This window comes from Streptomyces sp. NPDC001549, assembly GCF_042894025.1.
Classification (GTDB): domain Bacteria; phylum Actinomycetota; class Actinomycetes; order Streptomycetales; family Streptomycetaceae; genus Streptomyces; species Streptomyces kutzneri.
In genome coordinates this window covers 25075-41150 of record NZ_JBIAVJ010000026.1, presented here as the reverse complement: position 1 = coordinate 41150, position 16076 = coordinate 25075, and the positions used below count along the sequence as shown (strand labels likewise).

Genomic DNA, 16076 nt, shown 5'->3' with positions numbered 1-16076 from the left:
TTCCGGTGGCCCTGGCATAGAGATGCGGCATCCTGCACAGCTCGTGGGTGTCGAAGCCCCACGAGCAACAAAGAGGCCCCGGTGTCGCAGCCTTGTGTGCCGATGTCCGCGGAGTCAAAACTCCGTTGCCGGGATTGTGTGATTGCCTCGCGCGCCTGTACGGAACGTCGCTGACGCTCCCGGGCGGGCGGGCCTATCCCTCCGACATGACGGATCCGGAATGGGCGACCGTGCGCGACCTGTTGCCTGTGCCGACCTGGATGACCGGGAGGGGCTGGCAGCCGGAGGGCCACTGTCACCGGGAGATCATCGACGCGATCCGCGACCTGGTCACAGGCGACATTACGCGGCGGGCGATGCCGGCCGACTTCCCTCTCTGGGACCGGTACCCGACCTGGCTTCCACCACGCCCACCAGCCACTGGTAGTCGGGGCGGCGCTGGCCGGTGACCCATCTCGGCGGTGGCGAACTGTCGTTGACTGTGGTGGACCGCATGAAGTGGCACGCCTATGGCACAGTCCAACACCCGCTTGGGGGGTTCGGGTCATGGTGGCTTTGGTGCCTGAGGAACATCCAGGGCCGAGGGGGCCAGTACCCACAGCAGAGCCCGGCCGGTCAGCGGTGTCGTGGCGATCAGGGCCAGGTAGATCTCGATGACCGATCCGTCACCGCTAAGGACGTCGAGGTCGCCGGACAACCGCGACAGCAGATAGACGGCGGCATCGACAATGAGCCAGGAGGCGAGATTGGCCCCGATCCACCATTTCCATCGTCTGGTGACCTTGCGGAGCACCAGCGACTGCGACAAGCCGAGCAGGGGCCCCAGGGCCAGGCTCTGGCTCGCTGCCAACAGGTAGGCCGTGGACACATTCTTGTGAGAGGTCTGCGCACTGATCACGGCAGGCATGATCACCAGCAACCAGGCCAGCAGCGCCGGGCCGATATTGGCAGTGACCCACGCCCTGCGCGGCACGGGCACCCGCTCCCGCACGACCAGCCACTGCAGTGCCCCCAGAACACCGCCGAACAGCACGGCTCCCAGCGTCGCCACGAGCAGCGCCACCAAAACATGGTGGCTGGCAAGACTCAGGTGGAGCACGTCACTGCCCAACAGCGCCAGCACAAAACCGACGGTCAGAACGATGAGGAACGCGATCGTGTTGTAAGCGATCCACCGCCAGTACAGGCGAGCGTCCCATCCGCTCGGCGGGGTCGCCCCAAGGCCGGAATCAGAAGCGGTCATCACCCACTCCTCTGATCTTCAGCCTAATCCGCCGTCACCTTGACCACCTTGTGGACCTGGGGTGTACCGCCCAGTTCCTTGAGCATTTGTGCCACGGCCCCGGTCTCGAAGTCCCAGGTGAGCACACCCACCGCTGCATGACCCGCGTCGAGGTTGCCGGCGATGCGCGCCGCTTCCTCCTCGGTCATCTTCAGGCCCTTGTGGAAGAACCCGCCGATGATCCCGCCTCCGGCTCCGCCGCCGAGCACACCTCCGGCCAGGGACAGGCCGCCGGTGGGTATCGCCGCGACCAGGCCCAGTGCGACGCCGACCCCCATGCCTCGCTTGCCGGCCTTCCTCCCGAGCTTGTGCTGCTTGGGATTGCCGTGCTTGTCCCTGACGAGCACGCCGATCGCATCGACCTTCATGTACTCGGTGGCCTTCTCCCAGGTCCTCAGCATCTTTGCGGCCTGGTCGGCTTCGTCCTCGCTGTCGAAGAACGCCAGGACGAGTTGCTGCTGATCCCCTGCGGAGTCTTCCCTGTCTTCCCGCGGGGTCACGGCGTCCTCTCGCGTGATCCCGTGACGCTCGAGGTACTCGAAGACCTTCGCGGCGCCGTCTGACTTCCCGTCCAGCTCGGACCGCATCCAGTCCCGCAACGCGTTCTCGTGGTCGAGCAGGTCATCTCCGAGTGCCTTCAGCTCGGGGGTGCCGGCGCCCTTGCCGAGACGCTTGAACAGTGGATCGACCTCTTTGGTCTCTTCCACCGTGGCCTTCGCGAGGCTTTCGAACGTGCTGAAGTGCCGCGCGAGCGCCGCTCCGGCCCTTCCGAGTTTTTCGGCTGTCTCCAGGGTGACGTGAATGCCGGCTTCGTGGGCGAAAGGCTCGCAGTAGTGGGTGTTGAACCACTCCATCGTCGCGCACGCCGTCATCTCGTCGGCATGCTCGGGATACATTTTGGTCAGTTCTTCAAAGAGACCCACACCGAAGAACTCACCCTCCCACGCGAGCTTCAGGACCGTCTTCTCCGTGTGGCTGCCAGCGAACCGATGCTTCTCCATGAACGTCATGACACGCACCTCCGGGGCTGCGCCGAACCGGGACTCCACCTGCCCCCAGGGCATCCTCGCGAGCCGTCACCACGACCGGCTGAGCAGGGGCTCACTGTCGGCATCGGGGCCGCCACACGCCAGATCGGGGGCGCCGGTGACCTGCCACGACGCCATGCCGCGCCAACGCTCCGCCGCTCTGGAGAGCCAAGCGTGCACCGCAGGGCGGTAGCCGCACATACGCGCCAATACCGCCCATAGAACACTACCCGGGTCGGATTACCTCCGCCTGCGGCCGTGCCGAGCGGGGCGTAGACATAGCGCGGCGGCCCAGCCAGCGAGCAGAGGCCGCATCGTGTGCACATCGATCTCGATGGGACGCCGCCTCGGCCGATACCGGGCCCGGGGAGATCACCCGGCCATGGCTGGGCCTCCTTTTGGGGCATCCCAAGGCCGTCCTGGCAGGTGACTCGCTCGCGCTGTACCCGACGGTCACGCGAGGCAACAACCGACTCGCACGCGCCACCCACTCCGGCCATGCGTGAAGTACGCACAACTCAGCGGCATGCCCCAGACGTCGCCTCTCGATGCGATGTGTATCGGACCTCGTGGCGGAGCCGTACCCATCAGGGAACGGGCACGGCACCAAGGCTCAGCGGTGGTGGTGAAGACGAACGAAGGGGATCGCTCGGCGCAGCAGCTGGACCAGCTGTCTCAGCTCCGGGCCGCGGCCCCGCCTGCGGCCAGGTAGCCGTCGATGTCGCGGGCGGAGCGGTAGCCGCTCTCGATCGCTCCGTCGATGAATCCGCGCCACGTGCTCGACGAGTCGGCGCCCGCGAAGAACAGCCGCCCCTCGGTGGTGCGCAGGTCCGGCAGCACCTTCGCCAGCTGTCCCGGCCGGTAGATGCACCACGTGCCCAGCGCGAGCGGGTCGTTGGACCAGTCCCAGCCGACGATGCTCTCCACCTCGACACCCGGCAGGAGCGGCTGCAGCGCAGTCTGCATGCCCTGGACGTCGTCGAACTGGGCCATCTGCAGCTTGCTCGGGTTGGCGGAGAACACGATCAGCCACGAGCCATCCGGACCATGGGTATAGGTGACCACGAAGTTGACCGCCTGGGCCTCGGGGGCCACGATGCTCACGTTGCCGATGTCGCCCTTGACGCGGACGAAACACTTCCTGCCGGCACCCGCGTGTCGATCGGCCGACGCGGTCCGCTTGATCTCGGACAGGCCAGGCTCGAACGCCACGCTGTTCAGCACGTTCATCGGCAGCGCGATCAGAGCGGTCGGCGCGCTGACGGCCTCGCCGCTCTCCAGCTCGACCCGTACTCCGCCGTCGGTCTGGACGACACGCCGCACGGGCGAGTTGAGGCGGATATCGGCCAGGGTGGCCTGCCCGGCGATGGAGTTGATCAGCTCCCGTGTCCCCTTCACCAGCTTCGTTGCCGACAACGCGGCCATGGCCTGCGCCGCGCTGTACCCGGCCAAGGCGTAGCAGCGGAAGATCTCGCTCGCACCGGACTGATCGAGGGGGCCGAACGCGACCAGGCAGCACATCCCCTCCACCCAGTCACGCAGCGCCGGCTCGGCCTTGAAGGTGTCGAGCTGCTCGCGCATCGACCGCTTGCCCAGGCCCTCCGGGTCCGAACTCACCGTTTCCAGGAACGGCTCCGGGAACAGGGTCATGCCCGGGGCGCAGAACTCGTCGAACGCCGCCAGCGCCCGCTCGGCATCTTCGTCGGACAGGTCCACGACGCGGCCGTCGGAGACGACCGCCTGCCGCAGTCCCTCCAGCACCGGGAACGTCTCGGTCTCGACCTTGTACCGGTCGATCTCGGACCACACGTGCGGCTGCAGGGGGTGGACCCACGTGCCGCCGAACTCCATCGGATGCCCGTCGTGGTCCTTGGTGTAGGTCCGGCCGCCCAGCCGGTCACGCGCCTCGACCAGGACCGCCCGGCGCCCGCGCGCAGACAATTCACGCGCCGCCGTCACACCGGCAAATCCGCCGCCCACGATCACTACATCAACTTCAGAATCTGACGTCGCCACAATCTGCTCCCTCACGGTCGTCTGGCCTGACTCGCGAGCCACTATCCGGGAATGGGCGGCAGCTGATCACGCGCCACGCTCTGCCTGGAATTGCCATCTTTTCGATTGACCTGCTCTGGTAGGCCGGCGCCATTGTCACGCTGCGCACAGCTCCCATTCCTAGCCCACGACGAAGAACTTCATGAACGGCGAGCGGGTTCGCCACGTGGCCGTGAACCCGGCCGGGAAGGAATAGATGCCCCCGGCAACGAGCTCGATCTTCCCGCCGTCAGCAGTTTCCAGCTCGGCCTCACCCTCGATCACGTGGAACGTGTCGGTGGCCGCGGGCTTGTACGGGAACTCAGCGCCCTCCTCGGGGCCGATCCTCCACAGTCCCGATACCTGGCCCTCTTCTGCCTGGACGAGCCAATGAATCTCCCCCGTCTCCCGCCCGTCCTCAACGTAGGTTTCCCACGTCTGGGCCGTTACGGATGAGCTTGCAAAACCCGCAGTATTCATCGCTCTTTCCCTCCGCAGGGAGGCCGGCCAAGCCCGCAAATCTTCCGCGCGCGGCCGACGACAACGATGTCGGAGACCAGTCCGCTCGCTCACACCGCCGATACCGGGCGGCGTCCCCCGATACGCGGGCAGTGGCCCCACCTCTGACGCAGGAACCGCCAATTCTCCGTATGACCCTTCTGGTCGCATTCCCCCCGCGCATACACCACGGTACGCACGTTCCCGTCTTCGAGCCGCCCGTACCCGAGAACCCCGGGATGTGAGCTCGGGTCCATGCGGCGCCGGCCTCGTCGGCGCGGCGAGGCTGTCGCCCAGATCGGGCGTGAGTGAGGGCAAGGGCGCGCACTTCCCCGGGTCCCGGGGGTGAGGGCATCACAGTGTTACCGCGCGGTGCCGATGGGGTCGGCGAATCGACGAGGTCTCTTGCCTGTGAGGAGGTATCGATGACGACCTGCGTCGATCCGACGGCGTTCGAGGTGCGGATGAACGCGGCGATGTAGCCGGACGCCGACCACACGGCGACGACGAGGCCGACGACCGCCAGGAGCGATCCGACGCCGGAGTGGCCCTGGAGCTGCTGCACGGCGTCGGTGATCACGTCCCGCGCCGAGCCGGGTGCCAGTTTCTGCAGGTTGTCGAGGACCTGCTTCGTCGCGGACTCCCCCGCGAGGCCCAGCAGGGACACCAGCACGAGCAGGGCGGGGAAGAGGGCGAGGACTCCGTAGTAGGTCAGTGCTGCGGCCCGGTCGGCGAGCTCGTCGTCCTTGAATTCCTTCACGGTGCCGCGCAGCACGGCCTACCACGACCGCCTGGGCAGCTCGGTGGGCCGGTCGGGTGCCCGCTCCTCCACCTGCGGATCCGGTCCGGCCGTGCTCTCACGGCCGGTGCCCCCGCGATCGTCGTCTCCGCCTGGGCCTGGCTTGGGTGCGCGTGTCATACCCTGCGGCTTTCCACTGCGGCGCCGCTCATGTCCGCGAGGGCACGTGAGAACCCGGGCCTTGCCCGCAGGGGCGCCTGGATTGCCCCACGTCTCGGTGATGGCCGGCCGCCGCGCTTGCCCGCGGCGCGACACCAGGGCAGGGAGCCGGCGGGGCCAGGACGGCCCCCGGTGCAGGCTTCTACAGCCAGCCGTTGCGGCGGAAGGCACGGTAGAGGGCACCTGCCGCGAGCGTCATGAGACCGACGGCGAGCGGGTAGCCGTAGGTCCAGCCGAGTTCCGGTATGTGCTCGAAGTTCATGCCGTAGACGCCGGCGACCATCGTGGGGATCGCGAAGATCGCCGCCCACGCGGAGATGCGTCGCATGTCGTCGTTCTGCCAGGTGCCCACGCGAGCCTGCTGCGCGCCGAGGACCGAGTCCAGCAGTTCGTCCAGGGTCCGCACCTCGATGTCCGTGCGATGCAGGTGATCGGCGACGTCACGGATGTACGGGGCGATCTTCGGCTGGTGGTCCTTCTCACCCGGGCCGCCGGACAGGAGGCCTTGGACCACCGGAACGAGCGGCTGCACGGCGTCACGGAACTCGCGCACTTCCCGCTTGAGGGAGTAGATGCTCTCGGTGTGGTCGACGCGGGAAGACGAGAACACCTCGTCCTCGAGCCGGTTGAGCGTGGCGCTCACCCTTCGGGCGGCGTCGCTGTACGCATCGACGGCGACGTCCAGCACGGCGTGCAGCACAGCCCAGGGGCCATGGCTCAGCATGTCCGGATCGGCGTCCAGCCGACGGGCGGCCTCGGTGCAGGGATCGATCGTTCCGTGGCTCACGGTGAGAACGCTACGGGGGCCTACGAAGATCATGACGTCGCCGGTCTCCACCGCCGTTTCTTCTTCCACATACCGGAGGGTCTTCAGCGCGACGGCCAGGACGTCGCCGAAGCGCTCGCGTTTCGGACGCTGTCGCCCGTGGAGAGCGTCCTCGACGGCCAGCGGGTGAAGGCCCAGTTCCTCGGCCAGCTCGACCAGTTCACCTTCCGAGGGGCCTGCCAGCCGGACCCAGGCGAAGTCGCCTTCGCCCATGTCCCGCAGCTGCTTGAGGGCAGACTGGCAGGCGTCGTCCGGCAGCTCGCACTCCACATGCTCCGACCGGCCCGAGTCCTGGTCGTATATGACACATTCCATCTCCCGCGCATGCTTCACCGGCTCCATTTCATGCGCCCGCAGCCGGCTCTCGTCCTGCATCCGCCGTGTGGCGGGAGACACCGGAGCAGGCTCGTGTAGGCGCGCAGACGCGGGTAAGGAGCAACCCCATGAATGCGTCGAGTGAACTGGTGTCCGAGTCCGGAGTGCGGGAGCTGATCGGATGGCTGGTGCACGTCATCGAGGCGGGCGGTGCACTGATCATCTTCGTGGGCGCCGTCTGGGCCTTCGCCCGGTTCGCCACGACCGGCCTACGCAGGCGCTCCCTCATCGGCGAGTTCAACAAGATCCGGCTCAGCCTGGGCCGCTTCCTGGTCCTGGGACTGGAATTCCAGCTGGCGGGCGACGTCCTGCGCGCGGCGGTCGCCCCCGGCTTCACCGAGATCGGCCAGCTGGCGGCCGTCGCCGCCATCCGCACCGTCCTGAATTTCTTCCTCACCCGCGAGATCGCACAGGAGCGCGCCGAAATCGAAGCCGACCAGAAGGCACCCGTGCAGCGGACCGTGGCCTCCTGACCATCCGGCTCCGCGCCACCGGTGTTTGATGCCAGTCGGCGGGGAACACGAGGCTTGCGAGGTGATCGACCCTGCCCGGACGGGGCGAGCTACGCGGCCGGGTGCGGGCGGCCATGGCGGGAGCCGGTCACCGTGCACCCGCCGCCCGTTGGACCGTCTCACCGCCAGACGAACGCACCGGCTGGGGATGCGCCCCAGCGCGTATCGCTCCGCGGTCTGGGAACACGAGCAGTCATGCACGGACAACATGCGCGTCCCGCGAGCAATCCGTTCGGCCCAGCACCCGCAGCCCAGACGCCACCGTCTGGCCAAGCCGGCGCCAAGCACTCGCGCCGAAGCCGGATCAGCGGCCGGATTCGCCGCCGCATCCTGGCGTACCGGGCGATCGAATTCCTGTCCGCGCACATCCCGGACACCTCAGGCCCTGGCGAGGAATGCCTGCTCCTCGTCCACATCCGCCAGGTCGTCGGCCAGGTCCGCTACCGGATCTGCCCTGACTGCGCCCGGGGCGTCATCACCGCGGTCATCATCGACGAGCGCTTCCACAGCGCCGGCCTGGGCACGCGGGCGCTTTCGCACCTGCGTTCCCGCCACCCGACGACTGCCTGGCGCAACACTGCGACCAGGCGCACCGCACGGGATCTGCTGCGCCGCATGCGTATTCCCGCAACCGCCTCCGGCACGTCCTGCGACCATCCGCGCCGACCACTGCTTGACCCGATGCCGGCCGCTTCCTGACCAACGACCTGCCGCTCGTACGAAAGTGCTGGACCGGACCACGAGCGAGGTGGCCGGATTCGACCGCGCCGTGCCGCATCTGCTCCCGCTACGACTTGCCCGGCCTGCGCCACACCTTGGGCCGCGCAGCGGCCTTCCGTGACGGCGGCTTCACCGTCGAGAACCGCCGTCTCCCGCTCACCCCCCCCATTACCGTTTTGGTTGCCCCGCAACGGGGCGCCCGGCCTCCGGAGTTGGCATGACTTTCTCCCCCTGTCGATCGCATGTCTTGGGGGGTGGTGTCACCGGCTCCGGAGGCATCGACAGACCGCTGATTAGGGGCATGACCACCGGCCTTTCCGCAGGTCGGGAGGCTCTTCGTAATGTGGATGTGGCGATCGGTGCCGTGGGACGGCCGGGTGAGGACGACCGGAGGACGCACGTGATCGACACGAGTGACATCGGTGCTTTCCTCGGCCTGGACGTCGGCAAGGGCGAACACCACGCCACCGCCGTCACGCCGGCCGGGAAGAAGGCCTTCGACAAACGGCTGCCCAACAGCGAGCCCAAGCTCCGCGAGGTCTTCGGGAAACTGCAGGCCAAGCACGGGACCGTGCTGGTGGTCGTGGACCAGCCGGCCTCCATCGGCGCTCTGCCGCTGGCGGTGGCCCGGGACATGGGCTGCCCGGTGGCCTATCTGCCGGGGCTGACGATGAGGCGGATCGCCGATCTCTATCCCGGCGAGGCCAAGACCGATGCCCGCGACGCGTTCGTCATCGCAGACGCCGCCCGCGTCCTGCCGCACACACTCCGCTCGGTCGACCTCGAAGAAGAGACCATCGCTGAGCTCGAGATGATCGTCGGCTTCGACGACGACCTCGCCGGTGAGGCAACCCGGATCAGCAACCGCCTGCGGGGCTTGCTCACTCAGATCCATCCGTCGCTGGAACGGGTCCTGGGTCCACGAATGCAGCACCCAGCCGTGCTCAAGCTCCTCGACCAGTTCGGCTCCCCGGCCCAGATCCGCAAGGCCGGACGCCGCCGGCTCGTGACCTTGATACGTCCCAAAGCGCCGCGGATGGCCGAGCGGCTCGTCGACGACATCTTCACCGCGCTGGACGAGCAGACCGTCGTCGTCCCGGGCACCGACGCGGCCGCACTGATCGTCCCCAGCCTCGCCAACTCTCTCCAAGCGGTGCTTGACCAGCGCAAACTCCTCGCCACCCGGATCGAAGAGCTGCTGGAGAACCACCCTCTTTCCAAGGTCCTGACGTCCATGCCGGGGATCGGCGTCAGGACCGGAGCCCGCATCCTCATCGACGTCGGCGACGGCAGTTCGTTCCCGTCCGCCGCCCACCTCGCCGCCTACGCCGGTCTCGCCCCGGCAACCCGCAGTTCCGGTTCGTCGATCCGCGGCGAGCAACCGTCCCGCCGTGGAAACAAGCAGCTCAAACGGGCCTTCTTCCTCTCCGCGTTCGCCGCCCTCGCCGACCCGGTCTCCCGGGCCTACTACGACAAGAAGATCAGACAGGGCAAACACCACACCCAAGCCCTCCTCTGCCTCGCCCGACGACGAGCCGACGTCCTCTTCGCCATGCTCCGAGACGGCACCTTCTACGAACCCCAACCGGCCCCATCAGCTTGACCAAACCCATAGGGGCACCCCCCCCACCCACCAGCCCGAACTCTGCTCGCCACAACGTCCACGGCCTGCGTCGTGGCCACGGGGGGCTACTACCCGCGCGTCCGGCCTGCGCCTAGGGTAAAGGTCATGGCAGACGACCAGGACAACCGTGCCCGTCTCCGGGTGGAGCACACCGGACAGGGCGTCATCGTGCACGTCCGCGGCGAGATGGACATCGACCACGCGGACCGACTGCGCGAAACCCTGCACACCGAAGTCACCCGCCCCCAGGGATCCGACGAAATCGTCGTCGACGTCACCGATCTCACCTTCTGTGACTCCGCCGGCCTCAACGCCCTCCTCCAGGCCCGCCTCACCGCACAGGACCTAGGACGGCGCATCCAACTGCGCAATCCCTCCCGGCAGATGACGCGGCTGCTGGAAGTGACCGGGGCGGATCAGTTCTTCCCCACTACGCACGCCTGATCAGACGCTCACTTCCACCCCGGTCAACGCCCACTGTCCACGGCCCGGTCCGACGCTGAACACCCTGCCCATCCACACCGATGCCGACGACGCCCTGTCACGCCGAATCCGGCTGACCCTCCCGTCGTCCCTGCGTTCCACGAAGGCAACGCAATCACCGCCTACTTCCGGGCTCGTCGCCGGCAGGCCGGACCCGCGCAGCGAGAGTCGACACCCAGCAAGTGCGTACATCCGCGAAGACGGGGCAGACGGTGCGGACAGCCGTCAGCCAACTGGGAGGGAGCGGTCGTCATGTCTCGCTCGACCACCATGATGGGCCCCGTTCGGGCAAAAGAAGCACAAACCACAGGTACCCCGGGAACCCCGGCGGAGGACCGGGAACCGGTTCGAGTGGAGAACGCCCGTGAGATGGCACCCCGCGACGCACGCGAGCTCTCGCGTGTCTTCTTCCGCAGACTGCGCACGCTGGAGGAGGGCACGCGCGAGTACCAGTACACGCGCAACACCCTCATCGAGATGAACCTCTCCCTCGTACAGTTCGCCGCACGGCGCTTCCGTGCCCGCGTGCTCGGCGGGGGTCTGGACATGGACGACATCATCCAGGTGGGGACCATCGGGCTCATCAAGGCGATCGACCGCTACGAACTCGAGCGTGAGGTCGAGTTCTCCACTCTTGCCCTCCCCTACATCATCGGGGAGATCAAGCGCCACTTCCGCGACACCACCTGGGCCGTGCACGTTCCCCGCCGTCTCCAGGAACTGCGGAGCGAGCTCGCCAAGGCCCAGGAGGCCCTGACCGATGTCCTGGGCCGGGCCCCGACCGTCAAGGAGGTCGCCGGCCACCTCGAACTGACCGAGGAACAGGTCATCGACGGACTCATCGCAGCGAACGGCTATACGAGCGGCTCCCTCGACACCGCCGCCGGGGAGAGTGACGTACCATCCCCGACCAGCGGGACCACCCGGCCGCTGGCGGAACTCGTCGGCGATGTCGACCCCGCGATGGAACTCTTCGAGGACTTCCACACCCTCGCACCGCTACTGCAACAGCTGGACGAGCGCGACCGGCTGATCCTGCGAATGCGCTTCGGCCAGGAGAAGACCCAGGCCGAGATCGGCGCCGAACTGGGAATCTCCCAGATGCAGGTCTCCCGCCTCCTGTCCCGAACTCTCGTCCGGCTCCGCGCTGGCATGCTCGCCGGGTAGGAGGCAACCGATGACGTCCCAACCGGGGAACGCGGTGCCGTGGTCCGAGGCCGGCCCACCATCTCGGCGAACTGGTCGAGTTCCGCACCACCGGCAGCAGCTCCAAAGCGCGGCTTCACAAGGCAATGCCCTGAGACGGGGGGTCCCCTACACTGTCACGACCGTGCTGAGGCTTCCCGCACCGCCCGCGGGCATGCAACCGACCCAGGGCGCCGGCAGCGACCGCGGCATGGGCCGGGTGCCGGGATCAGAAGCCAGGGGTGAACGCGGGGGTGGGGCCACAGTGGAGACCAAGGAACCGGAGGCGGGCGGTCCGATGAGCGTTGGTCTTCCCTCCGGGAGGCAGCGCCGTCGGCTCACGCTCGCGGGCGTCCCGGGGCCGGTCGCCAAGGGCCGCGCCTTCACGCGCCAAGCACTCCGGGACTGGGGCTGGGACAGGACCGAAACCTCCGAGGACACCCTCCTCCTCGTGTCCGAACTTCTGACCAACGCGTCACTGCATGCGAACGGCTGCCGCGAACTCGTCCTGACCGCGGATGAGTCGGCCCTGCACATCGAGGTCCATGACGGCACGACAACCCCTCCCGTCCGCCACTCCGCGCCACAACGCGGCATCCCGGGCGGCCGCGGCCTGTACATAGTGGAGCGCCTGTCCGATCGCTGGGGCACACACACGTACGGGACCGGAAAGGCCGTCTGGGCCGAGATCGACGCTTCCCGGCTGGAGTACGGCACGGCAGCGGGACGCTGACCGCTCCGGCCCCGCACTGCTCACGTCGATCCAGGACCGCATGCCGAGCCGGGCCTGCCGCGCACTGGGATTGTTCGCTGCCAGGGGATGTCACGCACGGGGCGGGTGGGTGGCGGTGTCCAGGTAGAAGGAGTCGATGCTCTGGACGGCCCGCTCGAACTCCTCCAGGTTGACCGGCTTGGTCACGTAGGCGTTGGCGTGGCTGCTGTATGCGCCGACGACGTCATCGGGCGCGGAGGAGGTGGTCAGTACCACCACGGGAATGGTCTGCAGCGTCTCATCGCTCTTCAGGACCCGGAGCAGGTCACGCCCGTTCATCCGGGGCATGTTCAGGTCCAGCACGATGAGGTCGGGGCGTGCGGTGCCCGGGGCACGGAGGTGTTCGAGAGCGGCGAGTCCGTCGGTGACCTGGACCAGGTTGCGGGTACCGCGCTCGGAGAGAGCCTCCTCGATGAGCATGGCGTCGGCGGCGTCGTCCTCCACGAGCAGAACGTCGAAAGGGCGGGCGGGGCCGGTCATCATCGGATGCTCCGTGGGTGCGTCGTCGGTGTGGTTGAAGAGTCCGGGCCAGCGGCGCCGGGCGCCCTGACGGGTCATGCCGCATGCCCGGCCGATCTGGGGGTATCCGGCACCCGTGCGGGCTGCGTCCAGGGCCGCGTCCCGCTGGAGCCGTCCGGCCGCCTGCTGGAGTTGCTCAAGCACGTGCACGCGGGCCAGGGCGCGGGCCCGGCCGTCAGCCACCGGGTCCGTGAGGTCCTTCTGAAGATGGAGGGCCAAGCGCCGTGCGAGGTCGGAGACAGCGGCATCCGCAACAGCGGCCATCTCCGGCGCTGTTGTCTGCAGAACGAAGTTCTTGCCTGACATGAGCCGCAGCTTAGGCCCCAAACCGGATGACGACAACAAACGTTGTCCGAAGCCCTTTACAGTGTGCGCTGCGCTTTCTTTCGGGCCGGACGGCTCAGCGGAGGGGATTCACAGATGACCGGCAACGCGGGGCCGCCACAGGCGCGGGGGCTTTCCACGTGGACGACCCGGCGATGGCTGCGGGTCGGGGTGGCCACGGCGCTGGCCGTACTGGCCCTGCTCGGGGTGACGGGGGCGTGGATGCTGGGACGCACGACGTCCCTCAGCGAGGACCTCGTGGACGTGAAGTCTCCCGCGCTGTCCACCGCGATACGCCTGGAGTCGGCCTTGCTGAACCAGGAGACCGGCATCCGCGGCTACGGCCTGACCGGCACCTCGGACTTCCTCGGCCCCTACCAGCAGGGCCTCACGGACCAGGAGAGGGACAGCGCCCGGCTCTCGGAACTGCTGCGCGCCGACGCCCAGGGTCTCAGGGACCTCAATTCGGTGCAGGACGCCGCGAAAGCCTGGCAGAAGAGGATCGCCCGGCCGGTCGCCGCCGCTCCCGCCGGCGCGCCCTCGCCTCTGGCCGCGGAACGCTCGACGGAGGGCAAGACAGCCTTCGACGAGGTCCGCGCGGCCCTGACCGCCCAGCAGGAACGGCTGCTCACGGAGCGGGCCCGGGCCAGAGACGATCTCATGGCCACGATGAGGCTGCGCAACTGGGTCTTCGGTGCGATCGCCGCGGTCATCGCCCTTCTCGCGGGCCTGGTCTTCGAAGCCCTGCGCCGCGGCATCACCACGCCCCTGGAGCGGCTCGGCACGGACGCACGCGCCATCGCCGGCGGCGACTTCGACCGCCCCATCACCCCTACGGGCCCCGCGGACCTGCGGCGGCTGAGCAGCGAGATCGACTTCATGCGCCGACGCCTCGTCAGGGAGCTCGCCTTCAGCGAAGAGGCTCGGCGACACCTCGACACACAGACCGCCGACCTGCAGCGGTCCAACGCCGAGCTGGAGCAGTTCGCGTACGTGGCCTCCCACGACCTGCAGGAACCGCTGCGCAAGGTCTCCAGCTTCACGCAGCTTCTCCAGCGGCGTTACGGAGGGCAGCTCGACGCCAAGGCGGACCAGTACATCGGCATCGCGGTCGACGGTGCCAACCGTATGCAGACCCTCATCAACGACCTTCTCGACTTCTCCCGGGTGGGCCGTGTCCACCACGACCACGAAAGCGTGGACCTCGAAGCGGTCATGGAGCAGACCGCGTCCTCCCTGAGCCTCGGCATCGAAGAGGCCGGGGCGACCATCACCCACGACCCGCTGCCGACCCTGGTCGCCGACCCCACCCAGATGGGCATGCTCTGGCAGAACCTGATCGGCAACGCGGTCAAGTTCCACCGCCCGGGCCGAGCACCGAACATTCACGTGACTGCCGACCCTGTCGGGGAGCTGTGGCGGTTCACGGTGACCGACAACGGCATCGGCATCGCGCCCGAGTACGCCGACAAGGTATTCGTGATCTTCCAGCGACTCCACACCAAGGACGCCTATCCCGGAAGCGGAATCGGCCTGGCGATGTGCAAGAAGATCGTCGAGTTCCACGGCGGCACCATCGCCGTCGACCCGGAGTACCGAGACGGAACGCGCATCAGCTTCACCCTCGCCCCCACGCCTCCCCCGGCCCCGTCGACCATCGCGGAAGCGACCCGGGCCACCACGGAGCCGGCGCCATGACCGCAACCCTCACCCACATCGACGGCATCGCCGCGGACGAACCGGTCTACCGCATCCTCCTCATAGAGGACGACGCCGCCGACGCCCTGCTCGTCGAGGAACTCCTCCACGACACCGAACTGCGCTTCGAACTCACCACGAGCATCTCGCTGGCCGAAGCCCGCTCAGCCCTCGCAACCCGCGCCGTCGACTGCATCCTCCTGGACCTGCACCTGCCCGACGTGTCGGGCACCGATGCGGTCACCAGCGTCCGCGCCATGGCCCCGCACACCGCGGTGATCGTCCTGACCGGCCTGTCCGAGAAGCAGGCGGGCTCCGAAGCGATGGCCGCCGGGGCCCAGGACTACCTCGTCAAGGACAAGGTCGAAGCCGAACTGTTGCGCCGCACGGTCCGCTACGCCGTCTACCGGAGCCACACCGAGCGCGCGGCGGCCGAAGCCCAGTCGGCCCGGCAGCGCGCGGAGGAGAACGCCCGGCTGGAACGCGGACTGCTGCCCCGGCCCCTCCTCGACACCTCCACCGTCACGGTGACCACCCGCTACCTGCCCGGCGCCGAACAGGCCCTGCTCGGTGGCGACTTCCTCGACGTCGTGGAGGGTGACGACGGACTGCTGCACGCCGTCGTCGGTGACGTCAGCGGACACGGTCCCGACGCTGCCGCCCTCGGCGTCTGCCTGCGCATCGCCTGGCGCTCGCTCGTCCTGGCCGGCCACCACGGCACCGAACTGCTGCACCTCATGGAACGCCTGCTGATGGCGGAGCGCGGCACCCAGCCCCTGTTCGCCACGGTCTCGCTCCTCACCCTCGACCAGAAGGCCGCCGCTGCCATCCTCTACCTGGCGGGCCACCACGAACCCCTGCTCACCACCTCGGGAAAGACCCTGGAGGTGGCCGCCGAGCACGGTATCGCGCTCGGCATCGACCCCGGTCACCACGACTGGCCCGCCACGGTCATCCCCCTCCCGGACACCGGGGCGCTCACTCTCTACACCGACGGCCTCACCGAAGGGCACAACGGGGACGCCGTCGGCCGGCTCGGCATCGAGGGGCTACTGCCCCTGATCAACACCACACCGTCCGCGGATCCTGCAGCGCACCTGGACAGCCTGATCCGCCAGACCAGAGCGCTCAACGCCGGAAGACACACCGACGACCTCGCAGTACTCCGCCTCAACTGGGGTTTCCACCCGGCCTGAAATGCAGGGCTCGGTGGGAGCCGGGAACCGGCGGCGTTCAAC

General features: G+C 68.2%; 14 protein-coding genes and 1 pseudogene. 8 read left to right on the top strand and 7 right to left on the bottom strand.

From position 1 onward, the window contains the following. Positions 1-544: 544 nt before the first annotated feature. From ACFY04_RS33200 to ACFY04_RS33175, 6 genes and pseudogenes are all read right to left on the bottom strand, one after another. Positions 545-1243, bottom strand: coding sequence for a hypothetical protein (locus ACFY04_RS33200; protein WP_389122580.1), 699 nt, complete (start codon positions 1241-1243; stop codon positions 545-547). Between the two features lie 23 nt (positions 1244-1266). Next, positions 1267-2292, bottom strand: coding sequence for a hypothetical protein (locus ACFY04_RS33195; protein WP_389122578.1), 1026 nt, complete (start codon positions 2290-2292; stop codon positions 1267-1269). Between the two features lie 693 nt (positions 2293-2985). Continuing rightward, positions 2986-4296, bottom strand: a complete 1311-nt coding sequence (locus tag ACFY04_RS33190; protein ID WP_389122743.1) for a flavin monoamine oxidase family protein — start codon at positions 4294-4296, stop codon at positions 2986-2988. Between the two features lie 189 nt (positions 4297-4485). Then, positions 4486-4824 carry a cupin domain-containing protein gene (locus tag ACFY04_RS33185; protein ID WP_389122576.1) on the bottom strand — a complete coding sequence of 113 codons (339 nt, stop codon included), beginning with the start codon at positions 4822-4824 and terminating at the stop codon, positions 4486-4488. A gap of 463 nt (positions 4825-5287) precedes the next feature. Beyond that, positions 5288-5761, bottom strand: a pseudogene (locus ACFY04_RS33180) (YhjD/YihY/BrkB family envelope integrity protein); the annotation flags it as partial. A 181-nt stretch (positions 5762-5942) separates the two neighbouring features. Further along, entirely contained in the window at positions 5943-6941 is a 999-nt protein-coding gene (locus ACFY04_RS33175; protein WP_389122574.1) for a magnesium and cobalt transport protein CorA, read from the bottom strand. Between the two features lie 128 nt (positions 6942-7069). Between ACFY04_RS33175 and ACFY04_RS33170 the strand changes: the two genes are divergently transcribed. The 6 genes from ACFY04_RS33170 to ACFY04_RS33145 all read left to right on the top strand — a co-directional run bounded on the left by ACFY04_RS33170 (position 7070) and on the right by ACFY04_RS33145 (position 12258). Continuing rightward, on the top strand, positions 7070-7474 hold the full coding sequence (locus tag ACFY04_RS33170) for a DUF1622 domain-containing protein (protein WP_389122571.1): 405 nt from the start codon (positions 7070-7072) through the stop codon (positions 7472-7474). 234 nt (positions 7475-7708) lie between these two features. Beyond that, positions 7709-8212, top strand: coding sequence for a hypothetical protein (locus ACFY04_RS33165; RefSeq protein WP_389122569.1), 504 nt, complete (start codon positions 7709-7711; stop codon positions 8210-8212). A gap of 421 nt (positions 8213-8633) precedes the next feature. Then, on the top strand, positions 8634-9836 hold the full coding sequence (locus ACFY04_RS33160; protein ID WP_389122567.1) for an IS110 family transposase: 1203 nt from the start codon (positions 8634-8636) through the stop codon (positions 9834-9836). 126 nt (positions 9837-9962) lie between these two features. Further along, a complete protein-coding gene (locus ACFY04_RS33155; RefSeq protein WP_389122565.1) occupies positions 9963-10301 on the top strand; it encodes an STAS domain-containing protein in 339 nt (112 codons plus the stop codon). A 291-nt stretch (positions 10302-10592) separates the two neighbouring features. Beyond that, positions 10593-11507, top strand: coding sequence for a SigB/SigF/SigG family RNA polymerase sigma factor (locus ACFY04_RS33150; protein WP_389122562.1), 915 nt, complete (start codon positions 10593-10595; stop codon positions 11505-11507). A gap of 316 nt (positions 11508-11823) precedes the next feature. Beyond that, positions 11824-12258 (top strand): ATP-binding protein, encoded by a 435-nt coding sequence (locus tag ACFY04_RS33145; protein WP_389122560.1) that lies wholly within the window; start codon positions 11824-11826, stop codon positions 12256-12258. A 90-nt stretch (positions 12259-12348) separates the two neighbouring features. Here the strand turns inward: ACFY04_RS33145 and ACFY04_RS33140 are convergent, their stop codons facing one another. Beyond that, the gene (locus ACFY04_RS33140; protein WP_389122559.1) at positions 12349-13122 is read right to left on the bottom strand and encodes a response regulator; all 774 of its coding nucleotides are present in this window, start codon (positions 13120-13122) and stop codon (positions 12349-12351) included. A 114-nt stretch (positions 13123-13236) separates the two neighbouring features. Between ACFY04_RS33140 and ACFY04_RS33135 the strand changes: the two genes are divergently transcribed. Both ACFY04_RS33135 and ACFY04_RS33130 read left to right on the top strand, forming a co-directional pair. Then, positions 13237-14838 carry an ATP-binding protein gene (locus ACFY04_RS33135; protein ID WP_389122557.1) on the top strand — a complete coding sequence of 534 codons (1602 nt, stop codon included), beginning with the start codon at positions 13237-13239 and terminating at the stop codon, positions 14836-14838. Then, the gene (locus tag ACFY04_RS33130) at positions 14835-16034 is read left to right on the top strand and encodes a PP2C family protein-serine/threonine phosphatase (RefSeq protein WP_389122555.1); all 1200 of its coding nucleotides are present in this window, start codon (positions 14835-14837) and stop codon (positions 16032-16034) included. Before ACFY04_RS33135 ends, ACFY04_RS33130 begins: the two co-directional genes overlap by 4 nt. The last annotated feature ends 42 nt before the right edge of the window (positions 16035-16076 follow it).

Bases quoted from the DNA above. Each gene is read 5' to 3' on its own strand.
- ACFY04_RS33170 (WP_389122571.1), top strand. From the start codon at position 7,070: ATGAATGCGTCGAGTGAACTGGTGTCCGAGTCCGGAGTGCGGGAGCTG.
- ACFY04_RS33175 (WP_389122574.1), bottom strand. From the start codon at position 6,941: ATGGAATGTGTCATATACGACCAGGACTCGGGCCGGTCGGAGCATGTG.
- ACFY04_RS33155 (WP_389122565.1), top strand. From the start codon at position 9,963: ATGGCAGACGACCAGGACAACCGTGCCCGTCTCCGGGTGGAGCACACC.
- ACFY04_RS33130 (WP_389122555.1), top strand. From the start codon at position 14,835: ATGACCGCAACCCTCACCCACATCGACGGCATCGCCGCGGACGAACCG.
- ACFY04_RS33200 (WP_389122580.1), bottom strand. From the start codon at position 1,243: ATGACCGCTTCTGATTCCGGCCTTGGGGCGACCCCGCCGAGCGGATGG.
- ACFY04_RS33140 (WP_389122559.1), bottom strand. From the start codon at position 13,122: ATGTCAGGCAAGAACTTCGTTCTGCAGACAACAGCGCCGGAGATGGCC.
- ACFY04_RS33135 (WP_389122557.1), top strand. From the start codon at position 13,237: ATGACCGGCAACGCGGGGCCGCCACAGGCGCGGGGGCTTTCCACGTGG.
- ACFY04_RS33195 (WP_389122578.1), bottom strand. From the start codon at position 2,292: ATGACGTTCATGGAGAAGCATCGGTTCGCTGGCAGCCACACGGAGAAG.
- ACFY04_RS33145 (WP_389122560.1), top strand. From the start codon at position 11,824: ATGAGCGTTGGTCTTCCCTCCGGGAGGCAGCGCCGTCGGCTCACGCTC.
- ACFY04_RS33165 (WP_389122569.1), top strand. From the start codon at position 7,709: ATGCACGGACAACATGCGCGTCCCGCGAGCAATCCGTTCGGCCCAGCA.
- ACFY04_RS33185 (WP_389122576.1), bottom strand. From the start codon at position 4,824: ATGAATACTGCGGGTTTTGCAAGCTCATCCGTAACGGCCCAGACGTGG.
- ACFY04_RS33150 (WP_389122562.1), top strand. From the start codon at position 10,593: ATGTCTCGCTCGACCACCATGATGGGCCCCGTTCGGGCAAAAGAAGCA.